The sequence below is a fragment of the Pantoea sp. Lij88 genome, from assembly GCF_030062155.1.
In the GTDB taxonomy this organism is placed as follows: Bacteria; Pseudomonadota; Gammaproteobacteria; order Enterobacterales; family Enterobacteriaceae; genus Pantoea.
In genome coordinates this window covers 54,708-76,054 of sequence record NZ_CP118269.1, presented here as the reverse complement: position 1 = coordinate 76,054, position 21,347 = coordinate 54,708, and the positions used below count along the sequence as shown (strand labels likewise).

19 protein-coding genes are annotated in these 21,347 nt (G+C 56.0%); 12 read left to right on the top strand and 7 right to left on the bottom strand.

Features of this window, described 5'->3' with window-relative positions:
- Positions 1-7 precede the first annotated feature (7 nt).
- From rbsK to PU624_RS04180, 6 genes are all read right to left on the bottom strand, one after another.
- Positions 8-937: a ribokinase gene (gene rbsK / locus PU624_RS04205; protein WP_283546704.1), complete on the bottom strand. Its 930-nt coding sequence runs from the start codon at positions 935-937 to the stop codon at positions 8-10.
- Positions 938-999: 62 nt separating this feature from the next.
- A complete protein-coding gene (gene rbsB / locus PU624_RS04200; protein ID WP_283546703.1) occupies positions 1,000-1,875 on the bottom strand; it encodes a ribose ABC transporter substrate-binding protein RbsB in 876 nt (291 codons plus the stop codon).
- A gap of 25 nt (positions 1,876-1,900) precedes the next feature.
- Positions 1,901-2,872, bottom strand: a complete 972-nt coding sequence (gene rbsC / locus PU624_RS04195; protein WP_013359547.1) for a ribose ABC transporter permease — start codon at positions 2,870-2,872, stop codon at positions 1,901-1,903.
- On the bottom strand, positions 2,869-4,377 hold the full coding sequence (gene rbsA / locus PU624_RS04190) for a ribose ABC transporter ATP-binding protein RbsA (protein WP_283546702.1): 1,509 nt from the start codon (positions 4,375-4,377) through the stop codon (positions 2,869-2,871). The genes rbsC and rbsA overlap by 4 nt, the downstream gene beginning before the upstream one ends.
- Before the next feature lie 7 nt (positions 4,378-4,384).
- Positions 4,385-4,804, bottom strand: a complete 420-nt coding sequence (rbsD, locus tag PU624_RS04185) for a D-ribose pyranase (protein WP_283546701.1) — start codon at positions 4,802-4,804, stop codon at positions 4,385-4,387.
- A gap of 183 nt (positions 4,805-4,987) precedes the next feature.
- A complete protein-coding gene (locus PU624_RS04180; protein WP_283546700.1) occupies positions 4,988-5,395 on the bottom strand; it encodes a YgiW/YdeI family stress tolerance OB fold protein in 408 nt (135 codons plus the stop codon).
- Positions 5,396-5,557: 162 nt separating this feature from the next.
- Between PU624_RS04180 and qseB the strand changes: the two genes are divergently transcribed.
- Both qseB and qseC read left to right on the top strand, forming a co-directional pair.
- Positions 5,558-6,229, top strand: a complete 672-nt coding sequence (gene qseB / locus PU624_RS04175) for a quorum sensing response regulator transcription factor QseB (RefSeq protein WP_283546699.1) — start codon at positions 5,558-5,560, stop codon at positions 6,227-6,229.
- Positions 6,217-7,572 (top strand): quorum sensing histidine kinase QseC, encoded by a 1,356-nt coding sequence (gene qseC, locus PU624_RS04170; protein ID WP_283546698.1) that lies wholly within the window; start codon positions 6,217-6,219, stop codon positions 7,570-7,572. The genes qseB and qseC overlap by 13 nt, the downstream gene beginning before the upstream one ends.
- 15 nt (positions 7,573-7,587) lie before the next feature.
- Here qseC and kup read toward each other — a convergent pair whose 3' ends face one another.
- Positions 7,588-9,456, bottom strand: a complete 1,869-nt coding sequence (gene kup / locus PU624_RS04165; RefSeq protein ID WP_283546697.1) for a low affinity potassium transporter Kup — start codon at positions 9,454-9,456, stop codon at positions 7,588-7,590.
- A gap of 291 nt (positions 9,457-9,747) precedes the next feature.
- Here kup and ravA point away from each other — a divergent pair, with 291 nt between their 5' ends.
- The 10 genes from ravA to atpE all read left to right on the top strand — a co-directional run bounded on the left by ravA (position 9,748) and on the right by atpE (position 21,300).
- Positions 9,748-11,244: an ATPase RavA gene (gene ravA / locus PU624_RS04160; RefSeq protein ID WP_283546696.1), complete on the top strand. Its 1,497-nt coding sequence runs from the start codon at positions 9,748-9,750 to the stop codon at positions 11,242-11,244.
- The gene (gene viaA / locus PU624_RS04155; protein ID WP_283546695.1) at positions 11,241-12,701 is read left to right on the top strand and encodes an ATPase RavA stimulator ViaA; all 1,461 of its coding nucleotides are present in this window, start codon (positions 11,241-11,243) and stop codon (positions 12,699-12,701) included. The genes ravA and viaA overlap by 4 nt, the downstream gene beginning before the upstream one ends.
- A 71-nt stretch (positions 12,702-12,772) precedes the next feature.
- On the top strand, positions 12,773-14,911 hold the full coding sequence (gene ovoA, locus PU624_RS04150) for a 5-histidylcysteine sulfoxide synthase (protein ID WP_283546694.1): 2,139 nt from the start codon (positions 12,773-12,775) through the stop codon (positions 14,909-14,911).
- 103 nt (positions 14,912-15,014) lie between these two features.
- Positions 15,015-15,476, top strand: coding sequence for a transcriptional regulator AsnC (gene asnC, locus PU624_RS04145; RefSeq protein WP_003849496.1), 462 nt, complete (start codon positions 15,015-15,017; stop codon positions 15,474-15,476).
- Between the two features lie 154 nt (positions 15,477-15,630).
- Positions 15,631-16,071 carry an FMN-binding protein MioC gene (gene mioC, locus PU624_RS04140; RefSeq protein ID WP_283546693.1) on the top strand — a complete coding sequence of 147 codons (441 nt, stop codon included), beginning with the start codon at positions 15,631-15,633 and terminating at the stop codon, positions 16,069-16,071.
- A 432-nt stretch (positions 16,072-16,503) separates the two neighbouring features.
- Positions 16,504-18,393, top strand: a complete 1,890-nt coding sequence (gene mnmG, locus PU624_RS04135; protein WP_283546692.1) for a tRNA uridine-5-carboxymethylaminomethyl(34) synthesis enzyme MnmG — start codon at positions 16,504-16,506, stop codon at positions 18,391-18,393.
- Between the two features lie 47 nt (positions 18,394-18,440).
- A complete protein-coding gene (gene rsmG / locus PU624_RS04130; RefSeq protein WP_090966643.1) occupies positions 18,441-19,058 on the top strand; it encodes a 16S rRNA (guanine(527)-N(7))-methyltransferase RsmG in 618 nt (205 codons plus the stop codon).
- Between the two features lie 689 nt (positions 19,059-19,747).
- Complete coding sequence (gene atpI, locus PU624_RS04125; RefSeq protein ID WP_283546691.1) at positions 19,748-20,128, top strand: F0F1 ATP synthase subunit I; 381 nt, start codon at positions 19,748-19,750, stop codon at positions 20,126-20,128.
- A gap of 8 nt (positions 20,129-20,136) precedes the next feature.
- The gene (gene atpB / locus PU624_RS04120; RefSeq protein WP_283546690.1) at positions 20,137-20,955 is read left to right on the top strand and encodes a F0F1 ATP synthase subunit A; all 819 of its coding nucleotides are present in this window, start codon (positions 20,137-20,139) and stop codon (positions 20,953-20,955) included.
- A 105-nt stretch (positions 20,956-21,060) separates the two neighbouring features.
- Positions 21,061-21,300 carry a F0F1 ATP synthase subunit C gene (gene atpE / locus PU624_RS04115; protein ID WP_003849523.1) on the top strand — a complete coding sequence of 80 codons (240 nt, stop codon included), beginning with the start codon at positions 21,061-21,063 and terminating at the stop codon, positions 21,298-21,300.
- The last annotated feature ends 47 nt before the right edge of the window (positions 21,301-21,347 follow it).

The following is a 21,347-nucleotide window of genomic DNA, read 5'->3' as shown; positions in this document are numbered from 1 at the left end:
CAAGTGCTTAGCCCTGCTGCTGCAAAAATTCATCGATCTCCGCGCGCCACGGCACGGAGGGCTGCGCACCCGAGCGGGTAACGGCAATAGCGGCGGCGGCATGGGCAAATCGCACCGCGTCGTACATCGGCTTCTGCTCCAGTCGCGCGGTAATAAAGGCGCCGTTAAACGTATCGCCCGCCGCGATGGTATCGATAGCTTTAACACTGAAGCCCGCAATACGCTGACCTTCGCCCTGCTCGCTCAGCCAGACACCGCGGCGACCCAGCGTAATCAGTACCGTGCCGATGCCTTTCGCATGCAGCACTGCCGCAGCCCGGGCGGCATCTTCATCGTTGTGGACCGCAATGCCGGTCAGACTCTCGGCTTCGGTCTCATTCGGCGTAATAATGTCGATCAGCGCCAGCAGCTCATCGGAGAGACGGGTAGCGGGTGCCGGATTGAGAATAACCTGCGTCTGATGCTGTCGGGCGAGGGTCGCGGCGGCCAGCACGCTCTCCAGCGGTGATTCCAGCTGCATTAACAGTGCATCGGCGTCGGCGATAACCTGCTGATGACGTGTCACACATTCGGGTGTTAACGCCGCGTTTGCACCGGAGTAGATGCCGATGTTGTTCTCACCGTCACCGTTGACGAAAATCATCGCCACACCCGTCGACTCACCCCCGACGACCTCGACCGGCGAGGTATCAATATTGTCCTGTGTGAGCTGCTGACGAATACGTTCGCCAATGTCGTCAGCGCCTACACAGGCGATAAATGCGATATCAGCACCAGCACGACCAGCGGCTACCGCCTGATTCGCACCTTTACCGCCAAACGCAATCTGATAATTCTGCCCGATCACCGTTTCACCGGGACGAGGGAAGTGCGCCAGATTAAGGATGTGGTCAGCATTAATGCTGCCAAGAACGGCCAGTTTTGCGTTTTTGCTCATTAGGGGAGTCCGGAATAAGTGCGCCACCGGGAGGGTGGCGCGGTGCCCTGCTTTTCTTTGAGTTATTGAGTGACCAGCTTCAGGTCGACCGGATTGATCGCCTGCACTTTTTCACCCTTCAGCACTTTATCAGCGGTATCCACGCCAATCATGCCAATTTTTTCTGGCATCTGTGCCACGGTCGCAGACAGTTTGCCAGCTTCTACGGCTTTAACGCCATCAGCAGTGCCGTCAAAACCAACCACGATCACACCGGTTTTACCGGCGGTCTGCAGCGCACGCAGTGCACCCAGTGCCATTTCGTCGTTCTGAGCGAAGACCGCCTGAACATCCGGATGCGCCTGCAGCAGGTTCTGCATGACGTTCAGACCTTTGGTACGGTCAAAGTCAGCAGGCTGGCTGGCGAGGATCTGGAATTTATGCGCATCAGCGGCCTGTTTGAAGCCTTCGCCACGTTCACGGGCAGCAGAGGTACCGGCAATGCCCTGCAGCTCAATAATTCTGGCATTTTCGCCGACTTTTTTGGCGATGAAATCACCGGCCATTTTACCGCCGAAACGGTTGTCAGAAGCGACGTGGCTGACCACCGTGCCCTGTGCAGCAACGCGGTCCAGCGTAATAACCGGAATGTTCGCCTGGTTAGCCATCTTCACGGCGTTGCCCACGGCATCAGAGTCAGTCGGGTTGATCAGCAGCAGTTTGGTGCCGCGAACCGTCAGATCCTGCACGTTTGCCAGCTCTTTCGCCGGGTTGTTCTGCGAATCCAGCACCACCAGGTTGTAGCCCAGCTTATCCGCTTCTTTCTGTGCACCCTCTTTCAGGGAGACAAAGAACGGGTTGTTCAGGGTTGAAACCACCAGCGCGATGGTATCTTTTGCCATAGCGCTGGTACTGAGCGTTGCGCCGAGGATCATGGCCAGTGCGGTTAACTTTTTCATCTTGTTATCCTGTGTAAGGTCAGAGTTATTTACTGCTTTTATTATCCACCAGCACCGCCAGCAGGATGACTACCGCTTTAACGATCATCTGGTAGTACGAAGAGACGCCCATCAGGTTCAGGCCGTTGTTCAGGAAGCCAAGGATCAGTGCGCCAATCAGGGTGCCGAAAATACGGCCTTTACCGCCAGCCAGGCTGGTTCCGCCCAGCACGACCGCAGCAATCGCATCCAGCTCATAGCCGGTACCCGCTGTTGGCTGCGCCGAAGAGAGACGCGCCACTTCAATGGTGCCCGCCAGCGCTGCCAGCATGCCACTCAGTGAATAGACGATGATTTTAACGCGATTCACATTGATGCCAGAGAGACGCGTTGCCGCTTCGTTACCGCCAAGCGCATAGATATAGCGACCCAGGCGGGTGTGCTGCAGCATGTACCAGGCGGCGATAAAGACCAGCGCCATCAGCCAGACCGGCGCAGGAATACCCAGCGGGCGACCGATACCGAACCAGCCCAGCAGATCGGCATTGGCACTGAAGCCGGTGTTAATCGGGCTGCCGTCGGTGTAGACCATGGTGACACCGCGCAGCAGCAACATCATGACCAGCGTGGCGATAAAGGCCTGAACCTTGCCGCGCGCCACAATGGTGCCGGTCAGGGCACCGATTGCCGCTCCGAGCGCCAGCGAAGCCGCCACCGCGACCAGGGCATTGACTTCCATGCCCACCAGCGATGCACCCACCGCGCCGGTCAGAGCCAGCAGCGAACCCACCGAGAGGTCGATACCGGAAGTCAGGATCACCAGCGTCATCCCGACCGCCATAATGGCGTTAACCGAGGTCTGCTGCAGAATGTTGAACAGGTTCGCCACGGTAAAGAAGTTCGGGCTCTGGCTTGCCACTACGGCGATCAGCACCATCAGCGCTATCAGCGACTTCTGCTCCAGTAACCAGCTTTTGCTAAACCAGCGACGGCTGGCCGGTAAAGTTTGGGTCGTCATACCACTAAATCCTCGCTGTGTTGCTTGCCTACGGCGGCTGCCATCAGGCTCTCCTGAGTGGCTTCTTCTCGGGTAAATTCGCCGCTGATACGGCCTTCATGCATCACCAGAATCCGATCGCTCATGCCCAGCACCTCCGGCATTTCCGAGGAGACTAGGATGATGCTCAGCCCTTCGGCTTTAAACTGGTTAATTAGTTGATAGATCTCTTTCTTCGCACCGACATCCACACCGCGTGTCGGTTCGTCCAGAATCAGCACGTTGGGCCGGGTCATCAGACCACGGGCAATCGCCACTTTCTGCTGGTTACCACCTGAAAGCAGGCCGATCGGCTGCTCCATGGAAGGCGTTTTAACATTGAACAGCCGGATGAAATCGCCCACCGCCAGCTGCTCTGCCGCGTGTTTCAGTGTGCCGCTGCCGTGACTGAAATAGCGCAACGCCGTCAGCGACATGTTCTCTTTCACTGACATGCCCAGTACCAGACCATCGCGCTTACGATCTTCGGAGATGTAAACGATGCCGTTCGCCAGTCCATCCTGCGGCGAGCGCGTCACCACTTCCCGGCCATTGAGCCACAGGTTGCCTTCGCGACGCGGCAATGCGCCGTACAGCACTTTCATCAGTTCGGTACGGCCCGCGCCCATCAGACCAGACACGCCAAGGATTTCCCCTTTGCGCAGACTGAAGCTGACGTTTTCCACGCCCGGTCCGCTGACGTTTTCCACTTTCAGCCGCACGTCGCCTGGCGCCTGATCGATATGGGGATATTGATCTTCCAGCTTACGTCCGACCATCATCTCGATCAGGCTCTCTTCGGTCAGCTCACTCACCGGACGCTCAGCAATAAACTGGCCGTCGCGGAATACCGTGACGTCATCGCAGATCTCAAAGATCTCTTTCATGCGATGCGAGATATAGACGATGCCGCAGCCCTGCACTTTCAGTTCGTTGATCACCCGGAACAGCGATAGCGTTTCGGTATCGGTCAGCGCATCAGTTGGTTCATCCATGATGATGACCTGCGACTCAAAACTCAGGACTTTGGCGATTTCGACCATCTGCTGATCGCCAATCGATAAATCCCCTACCAGCTTGTGGCTGTTGAAGCGCAGATTAAGCCGTTTAAGCAGTGCATCCGCTTCGGCATACATACGCGGCCACTGGATACGGCCAAAACGGCCGACATATTCACGACCGAGAAAAATATTCTCCGCCACGGTTAACTGAGGGATCAGGTTCAGTTCCTGATGGATGATGCCAATGCCCGCTTCCTGAGACGCTTTCGGCCCACTGAAACGGGTCTCTTTGCCGAGCCAGCGCAGCGTACCGGCATCATACTGGTAGATCCCGGTCAGCACTTTCATCATGGTGGACTTGCCTGCGCCGTTCTCGCCCACCAGCGCCATCACGCGTCCTGCCCGGACATTCAGCGACGCACCCTTAAGGGCCTTCACACCCGGAAAGGATTTCTCAATGCCGTCGAGTTGCAGTAAAGGTTGCATAGCGGCCTCAGAAGGTCACACCGGCGCTGAGGATGACATTCGCAAACGGAGAACACTCTCCGCTGCGAATGACCGCCTGACTACGCTGCGTTTGTTGTTTGAATTGTTCATGACTGGTGTAGCTGATGGTGATGCTATTCCCCTGGTGCTGTTGCAAGGCTTCGAGCACGGCGACAAGCGCACTATGAAGTTGCGGATTATGCTGCTTAATCTCCTCCGCGATCAGGGCGCTCTCTACCTGCATCTCCAGTGCGACAGCATTCACCACCTGCATAAAATCGGGCGTACCCGGCGTGAGCGCTAAGTCGATACGCTGCGGTCCTGCCGGAATGGGCAAGCCTGCATCAGCAATCGTCAGCGTATCCGTGTGTCCCAGGCGGGCAATCACATGAGAGAGTTCAGCGTTTAACAAGCGACCTTTTTTCATCTTTTCACTCCACAGCGAAACGTTTCGCTGTCAGGAGTGTATGAAAAGCCGCCATCAACTCAACGGGCAAAGAAGAAATCTGTGATCGTCATCGAAACGTTTCGCTCATGCCGGGGGAAATTTGCATTAAGGCGGGAGAGGGGATGAAAAAAAGGGCCGCAAATGCAGCCCTGAAGGAAAAGATTAAGGCAGCTTTTTAACCTGCTTAACGTCTAACTCAATGCTGTTGAAATCTTTATCCAGCTCACCCGTCAGCTCAACGTTATCTTTAGGTGTGATGGTCTGCCCGTTCCAGTGCTTGTGGTCGATTTCGACTTTCATGGTGCCGGTCTGGTCGCGGAACAGATAATCTTCCTTGCCGGTCTGTTTCTCCAGCTTGCCGCGCACGGTAATCCAGCTGTCATCTTTCATCTCTTCAGCCTGCTTCACGGTCACCACACTGGTGTGATCGGCACTGAAGCCGCCCTGACCGGTTGCTGACTGCGTCTGTGCGGCTGGCGCGCTGGGATCAACAAATCCGCCCTGCTGTGCAGCGAAAACCGGGGCGGAAGCCAGCATAACGACGGCCAGAATTGCAGCGTGCTTTTTCATGGTGTACCCCTTTCTCAGTGGTGTTTTCGGTTTGAATACGTCCAGTTGACCATAGAGTTCTTAACAGCTTCTTAAGCGGTAAAAATAAGCCATTTTCGCCGAAATCAGCTGTACAGTGGGGAAGTTGCTTCGTATAAAGCGCTATCGGAACAGGGAGACGTGATGCGTATTTTACTGATTGAAGACGATCGCTTAATTGGCGACGGTATCAAAGCCGGGCTGAGTAAACTGGGCTTCAGCGTTGACTGGTTTACCTCGGGTGAGTCGGGCTTTAACGCGCTGGAGGCCGCGCCGTGGGACGCGGTGATTCTGGATCTCTCGCTGCCTGAGCGGGATGGACTCGATATCCTGCGGCAGTGGCGACAGGAGGGCAACGATGTGCCGGTACTGATACTGACCGCCCGCGATGCGCTCGATCAGCGGGTCGAAGGGCTTCAGCTTGGAGCCGATGACTATCTGTGTAAGCCCTTTGCCTTAACCGAAGTGGCCGCTCGCTTACAGGCGCTGATCCGCCGCCGCCACGGCCAGCTGCAGCCCGAACTCCGTCACGGTAACGTGGTGCTGATCCCCGGCAGCCACAGTGTGATGCGCGAGGGTGAGACGATTGAGCTGAAAAGCCGTGAACTGGCGCTGCTGGAACTCTTTATGCGCAACCCGGGCCGGGTGCTGACGCGCAGCCAGCTGGAAGAGAAACTCTACAGCTGGGATGCCGACGTCTCCAGCAACGCGGTAGAAGTTCACATCCATCATCTGCGTAAAAAGCTGGGCAGCGCGTTTATCCGCACGCTGCACGGCGTCGGTTATACCCTGGGGGAAGCCGGATGCGATCAATGAGTCTGTTTCTGCGGCTGGGCATCGGTTTTGTGCTGCTGCTCGGCCTCTGCTGGGCCAGCGCCAGTATCAGTGCCTGGTATCAGACGCGTGAAACCCTGGATGAGCTCTTTGATACCCAGCAGATGCTGCTGGCGAAGCGCCTGCTGACGCTGGATTTCTCCTCACTGAACACCCCCACGCTGCCAAAAACCAAAGAGATGCTGCGCCATCATCGCGGCGAACAGGATGATGATGCGCTGGCCTTTGCTGTCTTCACGCGGGACGGCAGGCAGGTGATGAATGATGGCGATAATGGCCGCTATCTGCCATTTGAAGCTGACTATCAGGGATTTCATGAGGGTCAGCTCACCAATGATGACGATCGCTGGCGGTTTGTCTGGCTGACAACGCCCGATAAGCAGTTTCGGGTGGTGGTGGGTCAGGAGTCGGAATACCGTGACGACATGACGCGGGATGTGATGAAAGCCAGCGTGCTGCCCTGGCTGATCGCGCTGCCTTTTATGTTGCTGCTGCTGATCGGGCTGGTCTGGTCTGAACTGCGGCCGCTGAAAACGCTGGCCCGGCAGCTGGCGCAGCGCGCGCCCGATGACGATACGCCGCTGCAGGCAGACCGCGTGCCGAAAGAGGTACAACCGCTGATGGTCGCGCTCAATGGTCTGTTCAGCCGCATCAGCGCCATGATGCAGCGTGAACGGCGCTTTACCTCCGATGCCGCGCATGAGCTGCGTAGTCCGCTGGCCGCGCTGCAGGTGCAAAGCGAAGTGATCCAGCTGACTGCGGATGATGAAGTGATGCGAACCCATGCGCTGCAGCAACTGGATGCCGGCATTGCCCGCGCAACGCGGCTGGTGGATCAGCTGCTGACGCTCTCGCGGGTTGAGGCCGATGATGCGCGCAGCGCCTTCGAACCGGTAGCGCTGAAACGCACGGTGCAGGAGACGCTCGTCGCACAGCTGCCGCTGGCGGATAAAAACGGTGTAACGCTGCGGCTGCACGCGGAGACCGATCCGCAGATTCAGGGGCATCCGCTATTACTGTCTCTGCTGGTGCGAAATCTGCTGGATAACGCCATCCGCTACACGCCCGCGGGCAGCGAAGTGGATGTGCGTTTGCAGGCCAATAGCCTGTCGGTGGAGGATAACGGCGAGGGACTGAGTACAGCGGATCTGCAACGGCTTGGTGAGCGTTTCTGGCGGCCGCCAGGTCAGGAGAAGAGCGGTAGCGGGCTGGGATTATCGATCGTTCGCAACATCGCCCAGCTGCACGGGATGCAGGTTAGCTTCAGCCAGCGACCCGGCGGCGGATTATGCGTCACGCTGCGCTGGTCAGCGCCCGCCCCGTAAGGCGGGCGCTGCAGATCAAATCTCGACCTGAGTACCCAGCTCAATCACCCGGTTTGGCGGGATCTCAAACTGGTCTGGCGCGCGGAGCGCATTGCGCTGCAGCGCCAGGAAGAGTTTGCCGCGCAGGCGCAGATACCACGGCCGTTTGCCGATAATCAGCGACTCATGCGACATAAAGAACGACGTCTCCATCATGCGGCAGTTGAGTCCTTCCAGCCCGCAGCGGTGGAAGATCTCCTCGACGTTTGGCGTTTCGCGCCAGCCGTAGCTCGCCACCACGCGCCAGAACGTCGGCGACAGCTGCTCAATCGTGACGCGACGTACATTATGCACGTAAGGCGCATCCTCAGTCCGCAACGTCAGCAGCACGACCCGCTCATGCAACACCTTGTTGTGCTTCAGGTTATGCAGCATGGCAAACGGAATCACATTCAGCGCACGCGACATATACACCGCCGTGCCCGGCACGCGAACCGGTGGCGATTTCTCCAGTGATGCGATCATCGCTTCCAGGGAGTTGCCATGTTCGTGCATACGGCGCAGCAGGCGGAAACGTTCGCTTTTCCATGTCGTCATAATGACAAACATCACCAGGCCGAGACAGAGCGGCAGCCAGCCACCGGAGAAGATTTTCACCAGGTTGGCGGTAAACAGCGGCACGTCGATGCAGAGCATCAGTACCAGAATGACGGCCACCGCCAGCTTGTTCCAGTGCCAGTTTTTAACCGCCACGGTGCAGGAGAGCATCGCCGTCAGCACCATGGTACCGGTCACTGCAATACCGTAGGCCGCAGCCAGATTACTTGAATGCTCAAAGCTGATAATCACAATCAGCACCGCGAAATAGAGCACCCAGTTGATCACCGGGATATAAATCTGGCCCGATTCGCGCTCAGAGGTGTGGATGATACGCATCCCAGGCAGATAACCCAGTCGCACCGCCTGACGCGTCAGCGAGAAGACACCCGAGATAACCGCCTGCGAGGCGATAACCGTCGCCAGGGTTGCCAGAATCAGCATCGGGATCAGCGCCCAGTCCGGCGCCAGCAGGAAGAAGGGGTTTTTAATCGCTTTGGGATCGCTGAGTAACAGCGCGCCCTGACCAAAGTAGTTCAGCGCCAGCGACGGCAGCACTACCGAGAACCAGGCCAGCCGAATCGGCACTTTACCGAAGTGACCCATATCGGCATAAAGCGCTTCCACCCCGGTAATCGCCAGCACGACGGCGCCAAGCGCGAAGAATGAGACAGACTTATAGTGCACGAAGAACTCAACCGCATAGGCGGGATTCAGTGCATGCAGCACTTCCGGGTTTTTCATGATGCCGTTGACCCCAAGGATCGCCAGCACCAGGAACCAGACCAGCATCACCGGCGCGAAGAGTTTGCCCACCATGCCGGTGCCATGTTTCTGAATCGCAAACAGCAGCGTCAGCACTGCAATCGACATCGGCACAATAAAGGGATCGAGCGACGGCGCGGCAATCTCCAGGCCTTCTATGGCTGACATCACTGAAATAGCCGGCGTGATCACCACTTCCCCATAGAAGAAGCTGCCGCCAATCAGGCCCATGATCACCAGCACCGCCGTGGCACGTGCACCGGTATGACGGCCCGCCAGCGACATCAGGGTCAGTATCCCGCCTTCACCGGCATTGTCTGCGCGCATCACATAACTGATGTACTTCAGTGAGACCACCAGCACCAGCAGCCAGAAAATCAGCGACAGAAAGCCAAATACCGCTTCCCGCTCAACGCCGAAGCCAAACTGTCCGGAAAGACATTCACGCAGGGTATACAGCGGACTGGTGCCGATATCCCCGTAAACAACACCGATAGCGGCCAGCGTTAATCCGCGAAGTGACTGCTTATTATCCGAGCTCATAGAGTTATCTTTTGTTGGAGTCTAAGAGGCGCGAAAACCCCTCGCTCAGGCCATCAAAAAGCGCACAGTATGCACGGTTTACCAAAAATTCCTATACCCGCTTCGCCTGTCTGGCAGGGTAACGGGGTCGATTCTGACGATAAAGCGTTATTTAGCGTCGCTTTTCAATCAGGCAAACCTTCTGAAACAAAAAAGCTGACAGCTATCAACGCTTTCACGCATGATGATCTATAGAGTAATGCGCTTGCTTAAGCGCGGCGGCCCGACGATCGTAAGGACATTGAAGTGATTATGGCTCAACCCCATCTTTTGGCAGAAAGAATTTCTCGCCTTAGCAATGCGTTAGAAAAAGGATTGTATGAGCGGCATCATGCCATTCGTCTTTGCCTGCTGGCGGCGCTGAGTGGCGAAAGCGTGTTCCTGCTGGGACCGCCTGGCATCGCCAAGAGCCTGATTGCCCGCCGCCTCAAATATGCCTTTCAGCACGCCCGCGCCTTTGAATATCTGATGACCCGTTTCTCCACACCGGAAGAGGTGTTTGGTCCCCTCTCCATTCAGGCGCTGAAAGATGAAGGGCGTTATCAGCGTCTGACGAAAGGGTATCTGCCCGACGCGGAGATCGTTTTTCTGGATGAGATCTGGAAAGCCGGCCCGGCGATTCTGAATACCCTGCTGACCGCCATCAACGAACGCCGCTTCCGTAATGGCGACAGCGAAGAGACCATCCCGATGCGGCTGCTGGTCACCGCCTCCAATGAACTGCCGGAAGCAGATAGCGGCCTTGAAGCGCTTTACGACCGGATGCTGATTCGCCTGTGGCTGGATAACGTGCATGAGAAGCAGAACTTTCGCAGCATGCTGACCCACCAGCAGGATGAGCACACCAATCCGGTCGCGGAATCCCTGCGTATCAGTGATGAAGAGTATGCGCAGTGGCAGCTCGGCATCAGCCAGGTCAGCCTGCCCGATGCGGTGTTTGAACTGATTTATCAGCTGCGTCAGCAGCTGGAGAGCCAGCCCGCCGCGCCTTATATTTCCGATCGTCGCTGGAAAAAAGCCATTCATCTGCTGCAGGCCAGCGCCTTTTACAGCGGACGCAACGTGATTGCGCCCATTGACCTGATCCTGCTGAAAGATTGCCTGTGGCATGACGTCGCGTCCATGCAGTTGCTGGAACGCGAAATCGATCAGCTGATGACGCAGCACGCCTGGCAGCAGCAGCCGATGCTGCTGAAACTGCAGCAGATCAAAGCGCGTCGCATGGCCCTGCAGCAACAGCAGAGCATTGCGCAGGCGATCACCCTGGAAAAACACAGCGGCATGTTCAGTCGCAAACCTCATTACGATCTGCCGGAAAGCTTTACCGATGAGCAACTGACGCTGATGCTGCAAAAGCCGCTGATGCTGCATGACATGCAGGTAAGCCATCTGGTGATTGCGCGTGATGCACTGAATCAGTGGCTGCAGAAAGGCGGCGAGATTCGCGGCAAGCTGAATGGGATTGGCTTTGCGCAGAGTCTGGATTTACAGGTGGATGCACAGCACTGCCTGGCTATCCGTGATGTCAGCCTGCAATCGTCGCGGCTGATGCTGCCAGGCGTCAGCAGCAGCGAGCCGCTGCCGGGTGAGATCACCGAGGCGCTGGATGCGCTGGAGAGTGAACTGCGGTCGCAGCGTCACCAGTTCAGTCAGCATCAGCGCTGCCTGTTTATCAGTGATGACTGGCTGGCGCGGGTTGAAACCAGCCTGCAGGATGTGGCGGAACAGCTGAAACAGGCGCGTAAATGATCTCAGTGGAGACGCTCAGCACGCTGCTTTCAGTAGGTGAAACCGAACTGATCGAAGAGCTGATTATTGCCCTGCTGGCGTCCCCACAGCTGGCGCTGTTTTTTGAAAAGTTTCCCGGCCTGAAGAAAGCGCTGCTGCGCGATGTGCCGCGCTGGCGAGCGGAGATTAATGCCGATCTCAAGGCCACGCCGGTTCCGGCCACGCTGGCCGAAGAGTTTCAGCTGTTTCAGCGGGTACAGCTCCTCAGCGATCGTGAATTCAGCCATCAGTTAACTGCCACACTGCAGGCGCTTGCAAGTCTGCCCTCTCCCTTTCTTGATGAAGCTAACCGTCTGCTGCAGCACACCGATATCAACCATCTCAGCAGCGCGCAGCACCAGCTCTTTTTACAGCGCTGGCGGCTGAGCCTGACCTTACAGACCCTGACGCTGAATCAGCAGTTGCTGGAGCAGCAGCGCGAGCGCCTGCTGGCGGAACTGCAGCAGCGCATGGCGCTGAGCGGCCAGCTGGCACCGATTCTCGGCGACGATGACGAAGCCGCGGCTGGCCGGTTGTGGGATATGAGCAAAGCGTCCCTGCAGCCTGGCGACTATCAGCTGATGCTGCAATATGGCGACTTTCTGGCGCAGCAGCCGGAGCTGCTGAAACTGGCGCAGCAGCTGGGTCGCAGCCGCGAGGCCAAATCGGTGCCGTCGCAGGATGCTCCGATGGAGGCTTTTCACCATCTGGTGCAGGAACCTGCGTCCGTGCCGGAAGAGGTCAGCGGCATTCATCAGAGCGATGACGTGCTGCGTCTGCTGCCGCCGGAGTTAGCCGCGCTGAGCATCAGCGAACTGGAGCTGGAATTTTACCGGCGGCTGGTGGAAAAACGGCTGCTGACTTACAAGCTGCAGGGCGATGCCTGGCATGAAAAGGTGACGATGCGTCCGGCCAGCCACCAGCAGCATGAAGAGCAGCCGCGCGGGCCGTTTATCGTCTGCGTTGATACCTCCGGTTCGATGGGTGGCTTCAATGAGCGCTGCGCCAAGGCATTTTGTCTGGCACTGCTGAAGGTCGCGCTGGCCGATCGCCGTCGCTGCTACATCATGCTGTTTGCTCATGAGGTGATTGGCTATGAGCTGACCGGTGATGACGGACTGGAACAGGCGATTCGCTTTCTCAGTCAGCGTTTTCGCGGCGGTACCGATCTGGCTGCCTGTCTGTCCTCTGTTGTCACCCGGATGGAAGGCGCACTGTGGCAGGAGGCCGATGCGGTGATCGTCTCCGATTTTATTGCCCAGCGTCTGCCGGAAGAGGTGATCGGGGCGATTAAAACGCGCCAGCGACACAATCAGCAACGTTTTCACGCCGTCGCCATGTCGGCCCACGGGAAACCAGGCATTCTGCGCATCTTCGACCATATCTGGCGCTTCGATACCGGCATGAAAAGCCGCCTGCTGCGCCACTGGCGCCGTTAAGTCATCTGACAGAAAAGCTTCTTTGCTATAGTAAATTACCGTTTCACTTACTCAGCAATCTGGAGCTTCCTGTGACGCTTGCTCAACCCCACCGCGATTTGCCTGCACCGACGCGGACGTTATTGCTCTCCGGCCAGAATACAGAACAAAAACGTGCCGAATTGCTGGCCTATTTTCATCAGACCTGGGAACAGTATGAAAGTCTGTTCACCTGTCTGGCCGATTCGAAGGCCTGGTTTACCAAAGCCATTCCGCTGCGCCATCCGCTTATCTTCTATTTTGGCCATACTGCCACCTTCTACATTAATAAGCTGATGGCCGGACGCCTGATTGACGCGCGTCTGGACGATCGTATCGAAGCGATGATGGCGATTGGTGTGGATGAGATGAGCTGGGACGATCTCAACGACAGCCACTATGACTGGCCCACTATTGAAGAAGTCCGTGAATACCGCGGACGCGTGAAAGCGCTGGTCAGCGATCTGATCCAGACCATGCCGATTACGCTGCCGATCAGCTGGGAGAGCCCGGCCTGGGTGATCCTGATGGGTATTGAGCATGAGCGTATCCATCTGGAAACCTCCAGCGTGCTGATCCGCCAGTTACCGGTTGAGTGGGTCAGACCGCAGGCCGCGTGGCCGGCCTGTCCGATGGCGCGCCACCAGCGCGAAGCTGTGCCGGCCAACACGCTGCTGCCGATGCCTGGCGGCACCGTCACGCTGGGTAAAACCGACGATACCTACGGCTGGGATAACGAATATGGCCGCCAGCAGGTTGCGCTGCAGCCGTTCAGGGCGAGCAAAATGCTGGTCAGCAACGCAGAATTTCTGGCGTTCGTTGAGGCGGGCGGTTATCAGGATGCCCGCTGGTGGGATGATGAAGGCTGGGGCTGGTGTCAGTTTGCCAAAGCAGAGATGCCCACTTTCTGGGTCGGCACGCCTGCGATGCCCGATCAGCTTAAACTGCGTCTGATGTGTGAAGAAGTCACTATGCCATGGGACTGGCCTGCCGAGGTGAATCAGCTGGAAGCGGCGGCGTTCTGCCGATGGAAGGCGGATCAGACCGGCATGAGCGTTCAGCTTCCCTGTGAAGCGGAGTGGGCTCAGCTGCGCGAACAGGTCGTGGGCGATCAGCCGGACTGGGAGCGGGCGCCGGGCAACATCAACCTGGCGTACTGGGCTTCCTCCTCGCCAGTCGATCTCTTCGCCCAGGGCGAATTCTTCGATATCGTCGGTAACGTCTGGCAGTGGACAACCACGCCAACTAACGGCTTTGAAGGCTTCAAAGTCCACCCGCTTTACGATGATTTCTCTACTCCGACCTTCGATGGCAAACATTCGCTGATTAAAGGCGGCAGCTGGATCTCGACCGGCAACGAAGCGCTGAAATCAGCACGCTATGCGTTCCGCCGCCACTTCTTCCAGCATGCCGGTTTCCGCTACGTGGTTTCCAGCCATCAGGAGACCATGGCGCTGAACCCGTATGAATCAGACGCGATGGTGTCGCAGTACCTCGACTTCCAGTATGGCCCGCGCTATTTCGGCGTGGATAACTATGCCGAAAGCCTGGTGAAGCTGGCGCTTAACTACACCCCGGCCCGTGGCGATGCTCTGGATATCGGCTGTGCCACCGGACGCGCCAGTTTTGAACTGGCACGCCACTTTGAACGCGTTACCGGGATGGACTATTCGGCACGCTTCATTGATGTGGCGCTGCAGCTGGCCAGCGGCGAAGACTTCCGTTATCTGCTGCCGCAGGAAGGCGATCTGGTGGAGTATCGTCAGGTTCGCCTGAAAGATTTCTCACTGGAGAGCGAACTGGCGCAGCGGATTCAGTTTGTTCAGGGCGACGCCTGTAACCTGAAGCCGCAGCCTGGCCGTTACGATCTGGTACTCGCCTCCAACCTGATCGATCGTCTGCGTCAGCCTGCACGCTTCCTGCGTGACATCACACCGATGCTGCGTCAGGGCGGCATTCTGCTGCTCTCATCGCCTTACACCTGGCTGGAAGATTTCACGCCGAAGGAGAACTGGCTGGGCGGCGTGCGTGAGAATGGTGAGGCACTGACCACACTGCAAGCACTGCAACGTCTGCTGGCGGCCGACTTCGACCTGGTCGATGAACCGCAGGATAAACCGTTTGTGATCCGCGAAACGGCCCGCAAGTTCCAGCACACGCTGGCGCAGGTCACCGTCTGGCGCAAACGCTAAGTGAACCGGCAGCGGCGCCCGTCGCTGCCGGTAGTTGCCTGAACCGTTATTTTGCTGCACATTCACCTTTGTTTACTCAAGCAGACCAATAACGAGGATGGCCATGGCCGAACATCTGCAGCTCGATAACCTGGATCGCGGCATTCTGAATGCCCTGCTGGATAACGCGCGCACCGCTTACGCCGAGCTGGCAAAACAGTTTAATGTCAGCCCCGGCACCATTCATGTGCGTGTGGAAAAGATGAAGCAGGCGGGCATTATTCTGGGCACCCGGGTAGATATCGATCCGCGCCAGCTGGGGTTTGATGTCTGCTGTTTTATCGGCATTATCCTCAAGAGTGCGCGTGACTATCCGGCGGCGCTGAGCAAACTGGATGCGCTGGATGAAGTCGTCGAGGCCTGGTACACGACCGGCCACTACAGCATCTTTATTAAAGTCATGTGCCGGTCAATCGATGCCCTGCAACAGGTGCTGATCAACAAGATCCAGACCATTGATGAAATCCAGTCGACAGAAACCCTGATCTCGCTGCAAAACCCGATCATGCGGACCATCAAGCCCTGATCCTCTCCGCCCTGTGCATAATCTTATCCCTGACGAATGTGGCGGCTGACAACGGCTGCCTTCGCCTCTCTTGATCTATTAACCCTGTTGTCCACAGGTGGATCACCGCTTGATCACAGCGTACAATGCTCGCCTTAATGTCCGGGAGAGCAAGATGGCCGATATTACCTTAATCAGTGGCAGTACTCTGGGTAGCGCAGAGTATGTGGCTGAACATCTCGAAGAAAAATTACAGGAAGCGGGCTTCTCAACCCAGATGCTGCACGGCCCGGAGCTGGACGAGGTGCCGCTCGAGGGTATCTGGCTGGTGGTCTGTTCAACTCACGGTGCCGGCGATATTCCCGACAACCTGCTGCCGCTGTTCGAAGCCATCACGGAAAGCCAGCCCGATCTCTCGCAGGTCCGGTTTGGTGCCATTGGACTCGGCAATCATGAATATGATCTCTTTTGTGGCGCGATCCGCCAGATTGAAGCGCTGTTAATTGCTCAGGGTGCCCGTCAGATTGGCGATCGTCTGGAGATTGACGTGCTGGAGCATGAGATCCCTGAAGATCCGGCGGAAGCCTGGCTGGAAAGCTGGAAAAAGGCGATCTGAATGGGGCTGGGGATCGCGAAATAGTGACGATCCCCAGTGGAAGATGCTGATTTTATCCTTTTGGACTCGTTTATTTTGTGGATAACTACCCTATTTTACTGCGTATAACCGGTAGTTACCCAAAGAACAACGGGAGAATGATTTTTGAGCTGTGGATAACGTGCCATTTTGATCCCAGCTTATACGGATCAGGATCACCGATCACTAACAGGTAGTGATCCTCTTCATCCTGTTGTTTCTGCTGTGCTTCTGGCACATATCCACAGAAAACCGGGATCCTAATAAGAGATCTAACAGAAAGATCATATACAGATCTAAGATCCTTTCTTTTAAAACCGGACGATCCCGCGGCTTTCACCCCAGACGGAATTTGAGTAGAATCCACGCCCCAGGACGACGATCCTGCAAGTTCATCAACCGAGGTACCACTTCATGTTTTATCAGGATCCTTTTGACGTCATCGTAATTGGTGGTGGTCATGCGGGCACCGAAGCCGCAATGGCGGCAGCCCGAATGGGTCAGCAAACCCTGTTACTCACCCATAACATTGATACGCTTGGACAAATGTCCTGTAACCCGGCGATTGGTGGTATTGGCAAAGGACATTTGGTGAAGGAAGTGGATGCCCTGGGTGGTCTGATGGCCAGTGCGATTGACCAGGCGGGTATCCAGTTTAGGATACTAAACGCCAGCAAAGGTCCGGCAGTGCGGGCTACCCGTGCTCAGGCGGATCGCGTGCTCTATCGCCAGGCAGTGCGCACCGCACTGGAGAACCAGCCCAATCTGATGATCTTCCAGCAGGCGGTTGACGATCTTATCGTGGAAAACGATCGGGTGGTGGGTGCAGTCACCCAGATGGGACTGAAGTTCCGCGCGAAAACCGTGGTCCTCACCGTCGGTACATTCCTTGACGGCAAAATTCATATCGGTCTGGACAATTACAGTGGCGGTCGCGCTGGCGATCCCCCGTCCATTCCGCTGGCAAAACGACTGCGTGCGCTGCCGCTGCGGGTCAACCGCCTCAAGACCGGTACGCCACCGCGTATCGATGCGCGCACCATCGATTTTTCAGTGCTCAGTCCGCAGCACGGCGATAACCCGATGCCGGTGTTCTCGTTCATGGGCAATGCCTCTCAGCATCCGCAGCAGGTGCCGTGCTGGATCACCTATACCAACGAGAAAACCCATGATGTGATCCGCAATAATCTGGATCGCAGCCCGATGTATGCCGGGATCATTGAGGGGATCGGCCCTCGCTACTGCCCGTCGATCGAAGACAAAGTCATGCGTTTTGCCGATCGTAACTCGCATCAGATTTTCCTGGAGCCGGAAGGGCTGACCAGTAATGAGATCTACCCGAACGGGATTTCGACCAGTCTGCCGTTTGACGTGCAGATTCAGATCGTCCGCTCGATGCAGGGTATGGAGAATGCGAAGATCGTGCGTCCGGGTTATGCCATTGAGTATGACTTCTTCGATCCGCGCGATCTCAAACCGACGCTGGAAAGTAAATTTATTCACGGCCTGTTCTTTGCCGGACAGATCAACGGCACCACCGGCTACGAAGAAGCGGCTGCGCAGGGGATGCTGGCTGGTCTGAATGCGGCCCGCCAGTCTGCCGACAAAGAGGGCTGGGCGCCGCGTCGTGACCAGGCTTATCTGGGCGTGCTGGTTGATGATCTCTGCACACTCGGCACCAAAGAGCCGTACCGGATGTTTACCTCCCGTGCTGAATACCGTCTGATGCTGCGCGAAGACAACGCCGATCTGCGTCTGACCGAAACCGGTCGTGAGCTGGGTCTGGTGGACGATGCGCGCTGGGCGCGTTTCAATCAGAAACTGGAAGCGATTGAACTGGAGCGTCAGCGCCTGCGCGATATCTGGGTTCATCCGAAGTCAGAACACGTGACAGAAGTGAACACCGTCCTCAGCGCGCCGCTGACCAAAGAAGCCAGCGGGGAAGATCTGCTGCGCCGTCCGGAGCTGACTTACCTGAAGCTGATGACACTGGATGCCTTTGGTCCGGCTCTGACTGATGAGCAGGCCGCTGAGCAAGTTGAGATTCAGGTCAAATATGAAGGGTATATTGCGCGCCAGCAGGAAGAGATCGACCGCCAGTTGCGTAACGAGAATACGCTGTTACCGGTAGACCTCGACTACCGTCAGGTGAACGGGCTGTCGAATGAGGTGATCGCCAAGCTGAACGATCACAAGCCGTCGTCGATTGGTCAGGCAACGCGCATTTCCGGCATTACGCCGGCGGCCATCTCAATTCTGCTTATCTATCTGAAAAAACAGGGTCTGCTGCGCAAAAGCGCCTGATCTGAAACGGGGCGAGGCGACTCGCCCCCGCTGAATGGACTTATGCTGTGATCAACACACTCACGTCGCTGCTAAAAGCAGCCGGTATTTCCCTCTCCGATCAACAAAAACAGCAGCTGGTTGCCTATGTCGGCCTGCTGGACAAGTGGAACAAAGCCTACAATCTGACATCCGTGCGCGACCCGCAGCAGATGCTGGTCCGCCATATTCTCGACAGCATCGTGGTGGCGCCGCATCTGAAAGGCTCACGTTTTATTGATGTCGGAACCGGACCCGGATTGCCTGGCATTCCGCTGGCTATCGTGATGCCCGATGCGCACTTTACGCTGCTCGACAGCCTGGGCAAGCGGGTGCGTTTCCTGCGTCAGGTTCAGCATGAGTTAGGACTCACTAACATTACTCCGGTGCAGAGCCGGGTTGAGGCATTCCCGGCTGAGCCGCCTTTTGATGGCGTAATCAGTCGCGCATTTGCCTCGCTGACCGACATGGTGAACTGGTGTCATCATCTGCCGGGAAGAGAAGGGCGGTTCTTTGCGCTCAAAGGTGTGCGTCCGGATGATGAAATCGCTGAATTACCGGCCGGTTATGTCTCCGATGCGGTGATTAAGCTGCAGGTGCCGCAGCTGGAAGGTGACCGTCATCTGGTCATCATTCGTCACCAGTAGGCCTTTATTTACCAGGGGTTTTATCAGGGTTCCAATGAAAAAAGTGCATATGATGCGCTATCAATAAAAGATTTTGATTAACCCCTGGCTGGCAGAAGGTTAAAAAGGGCCACGGAAATTATCCGAAAAGCTCTGTTACATTTAACGATTAGTTCACATTTATTTATCAGAAATATCACTTGTATAGGCGGGTCGCGGAATAAAAGTAGTCACGCCGGAAAATATATCGTGGTAATAACTTTGCGTGCGTAATATCAATTTCACGATTCTTAAGCATACTTCGATGTCAATAGCGTGTTTTAGGTGAAAATAGGCTTGCATGCGCAATTTTATAATTTCAATACACTGATTTTAAAGGTTTAATCTGTTTTACAGATTGTTCTTAAATAGGTGCCAGATAAAACTCAGTGTAGTGTGAGTGCTTATTATGTGATCTAAAGCACGCTTTAAAAGCAAGATGCGAGGGAATTTTCAGTCAGATTAGCGTGAATCTCTGCAGGGTAATCTTTGGAAAAATAGCCCTCCGGAAAGAAATTTAAATAATTGTTCACCTTTTCGCTACTTACCGATTGAAATCGCAGGTGCGGCCCGTATAATTTGCACGGCTTTTGCTGCTTGACTCAACTGCGCAAAGGCAGTCTTATACGACACGCGACATACCCCTAACGGGGCAGGAGAGTATCAGCGTCATGTCAGTGTCTCTTTACAGTGTAAAATTCGCCAGAACGGTGCTGATGATTCAGCTGGTGACAATAGTCATCATCGGCGCGCTCTTTGCTGTTAAAGATGTCACATGGGGTGTCTCTGCTCTTGCTGGCGGAGCGGCAGCCTGGCTGCCAAACGTATTGTTTTTGTTTTTAGCCTGGCGCCTGCAGGGGCAACCCCCCGCTTCGGGGCGAGTCGCGTGGAGCTTCGCTTTAGGTGAAATAGCCAAAGTGTTTGCGACCATCATTTTGCTCATTGTGGCGTTGGGTCTGTTCGGGGCGGTCTTCTGGCCGGTCGGAATAACCTGGTTATCGGTGCTGGTGGTTCAAATGCTGGCACCGGCGGTAATTAACAACAAAGGGTAAGAGGCATCATGGCTGCAGGAGAAATCTCTACTCCGCAAGAGTACATCGGTCACCACCTGACTCATCTTCAGTTGGACCTGCGTACCTTCGAGATAGTGAATCCGCACGACGCTCCCGCGACGTTCTGGGTATTAAATATCGATTCCATGTTTTTCTCTATGGTGCTGGGAATCATCTTCCTGGTGTTGTTCCGTAGCGTGGCGAAGTCTGCCACCAGCGGTGTGCCAGGGAAAATGCAGGCGGCTATCGAACTGGTTGTCGGTTTCGTCGATAGTAACGTTCGCGACATGTATCACGGTAAGAGCAAACTTATCGCCCCGCTGGCTCTGACAATCTTTGTCTGGGTCTTCCTGATGAACTTCATGGATCTGCTGCCAATCGACTTGCTGCCATATATTGGCGAGCACGTGTTTGGTTTGCCGGCGCTTCGCGTCGTACCATCTGCAGACGTGAACATCACGCTATCTATGGCGTTGGGCGTATTTATTTTGATTCTGTTCTACAGCATCAAAATGAAAGGCATTGGCGGCTTCACGAAAGAGCTGACGCTGCAGCCTTTTAACCACCCGATCTTCATCCCGATCAACCTGATTCTGGAAGGTGTGAGCCTGCTGTCTAAGCCTGTATCACTGGGTTTACGACTGTTCGGTAACATGTATGCGGGTGAACTGATCTTTATCCTTATTGCCGGTCTGTTGCCGTGGTGGTCGCAGTGGGTGCTGAATGTGCCGTGGGCCATTTTCCACATCCTGATCATTTCGCTACAGGCTTTCATTTTCATGGTCCTCACGATCGTCTATCTGTCGATGGCATCTGAAGAGCATTGATTTTTTTCTCAACACTACTTTCCCTCTTGATTCCGGGTTACGGCGCACACCGCTGAAGCCCGGGAGATGAAGGGAGCATTTAACTGAAACAAACTGGAGACTGTCATGGAAAACCTGAATATGGATCTGCTGTACATGGCTGCCGCTGTGATGATGGGCCTGGCGGCAATCGGTGCTGCGATCGGTATCGGCATCCTCGGAGGAAAATTCCTGGAAGGCGCTGCTCGTCAGCCTGACCTGATTCCTCTGCTGCGCACGCAGTTCTTTGTTGTAATGGGTCTGGTGGATGCAATCCCGATGATCGCTGTTGGTCTGGGTCTGTACGTGATGTTTGCTGTCGCCTAAAGCCCTGTGTTCACTCAGCGCACAATGTGCAAGGGTGAACGGATTCT

Coding starts and splice junctions, on each gene's coding strand:
- rbsK (WP_283546704.1), bottom strand. CDS start 937: ATGAGCAAAAACGCAAAACTGGCCGTTCTTGGCAGCATTAATGCTGAC.
- rbsB (WP_283546703.1), bottom strand. CDS start 1,875: ATGAAAAAGTTAACCGCACTGGCCATGATCCTCGGCGCAACGCTCAGT.
- rbsC (WP_013359547.1), bottom strand. CDS start 2,872: ATGACGACCCAAACTTTACCGGCCAGCCGTCGCTGGTTTAGCAAAAGC.
- rbsA (WP_283546702.1), bottom strand. CDS start 4,377: ATGCAACCTTTACTGCAACTCGACGGCATTGAGAAATCCTTTCCGGGT.
- rbsD (WP_283546701.1), bottom strand. CDS start 4,804: ATGAAAAAAGGTCGCTTGTTAAACGCTGAACTCTCTCATGTGATTGCC.
- PU624_RS04180 (WP_283546700.1), bottom strand. CDS start 5,395: ATGAAAAAGCACGCTGCAATTCTGGCCGTCGTTATGCTGGCTTCCGCC.
- qseB (WP_283546699.1), top strand. CDS start 5,558: ATGCGTATTTTACTGATTGAAGACGATCGCTTAATTGGCGACGGTATC.
- qseC (WP_283546698.1), top strand. CDS start 6,217: ATGCGATCAATGAGTCTGTTTCTGCGGCTGGGCATCGGTTTTGTGCTG.
- kup (WP_283546697.1), bottom strand. CDS start 9,456: ATGAGCTCGGATAATAAGCAGTCACTTCGCGGATTAACGCTGGCCGCT.
- ravA (WP_283546696.1), top strand. CDS start 9,748: ATGGCTCAACCCCATCTTTTGGCAGAAAGAATTTCTCGCCTTAGCAAT.
- viaA (WP_283546695.1), top strand. CDS start 11,241: ATGATCTCAGTGGAGACGCTCAGCACGCTGCTTTCAGTAGGTGAAACC.
- asnC (WP_003849496.1), top strand. CDS start 15,015: ATGGCCGAACATCTGCAGCTCGATAACCTGGATCGCGGCATTCTGAAT.
- mioC (WP_283546693.1), top strand. CDS start 15,631: ATGGCCGATATTACCTTAATCAGTGGCAGTACTCTGGGTAGCGCAGAG.
- mnmG (WP_283546692.1), top strand. CDS start 16,504: ATGTTTTATCAGGATCCTTTTGACGTCATCGTAATTGGTGGTGGTCAT.
- atpI (WP_283546691.1), top strand. CDS start 19,748: ATGTCAGTGTCTCTTTACAGTGTAAAATTCGCCAGAACGGTGCTGATG.
- atpB (WP_283546690.1), top strand. CDS start 20,137: ATGGCTGCAGGAGAAATCTCTACTCCGCAAGAGTACATCGGTCACCAC.
- atpE (WP_003849523.1), top strand. CDS start 21,061: ATGGAAAACCTGAATATGGATCTGCTGTACATGGCTGCCGCTGTGATG.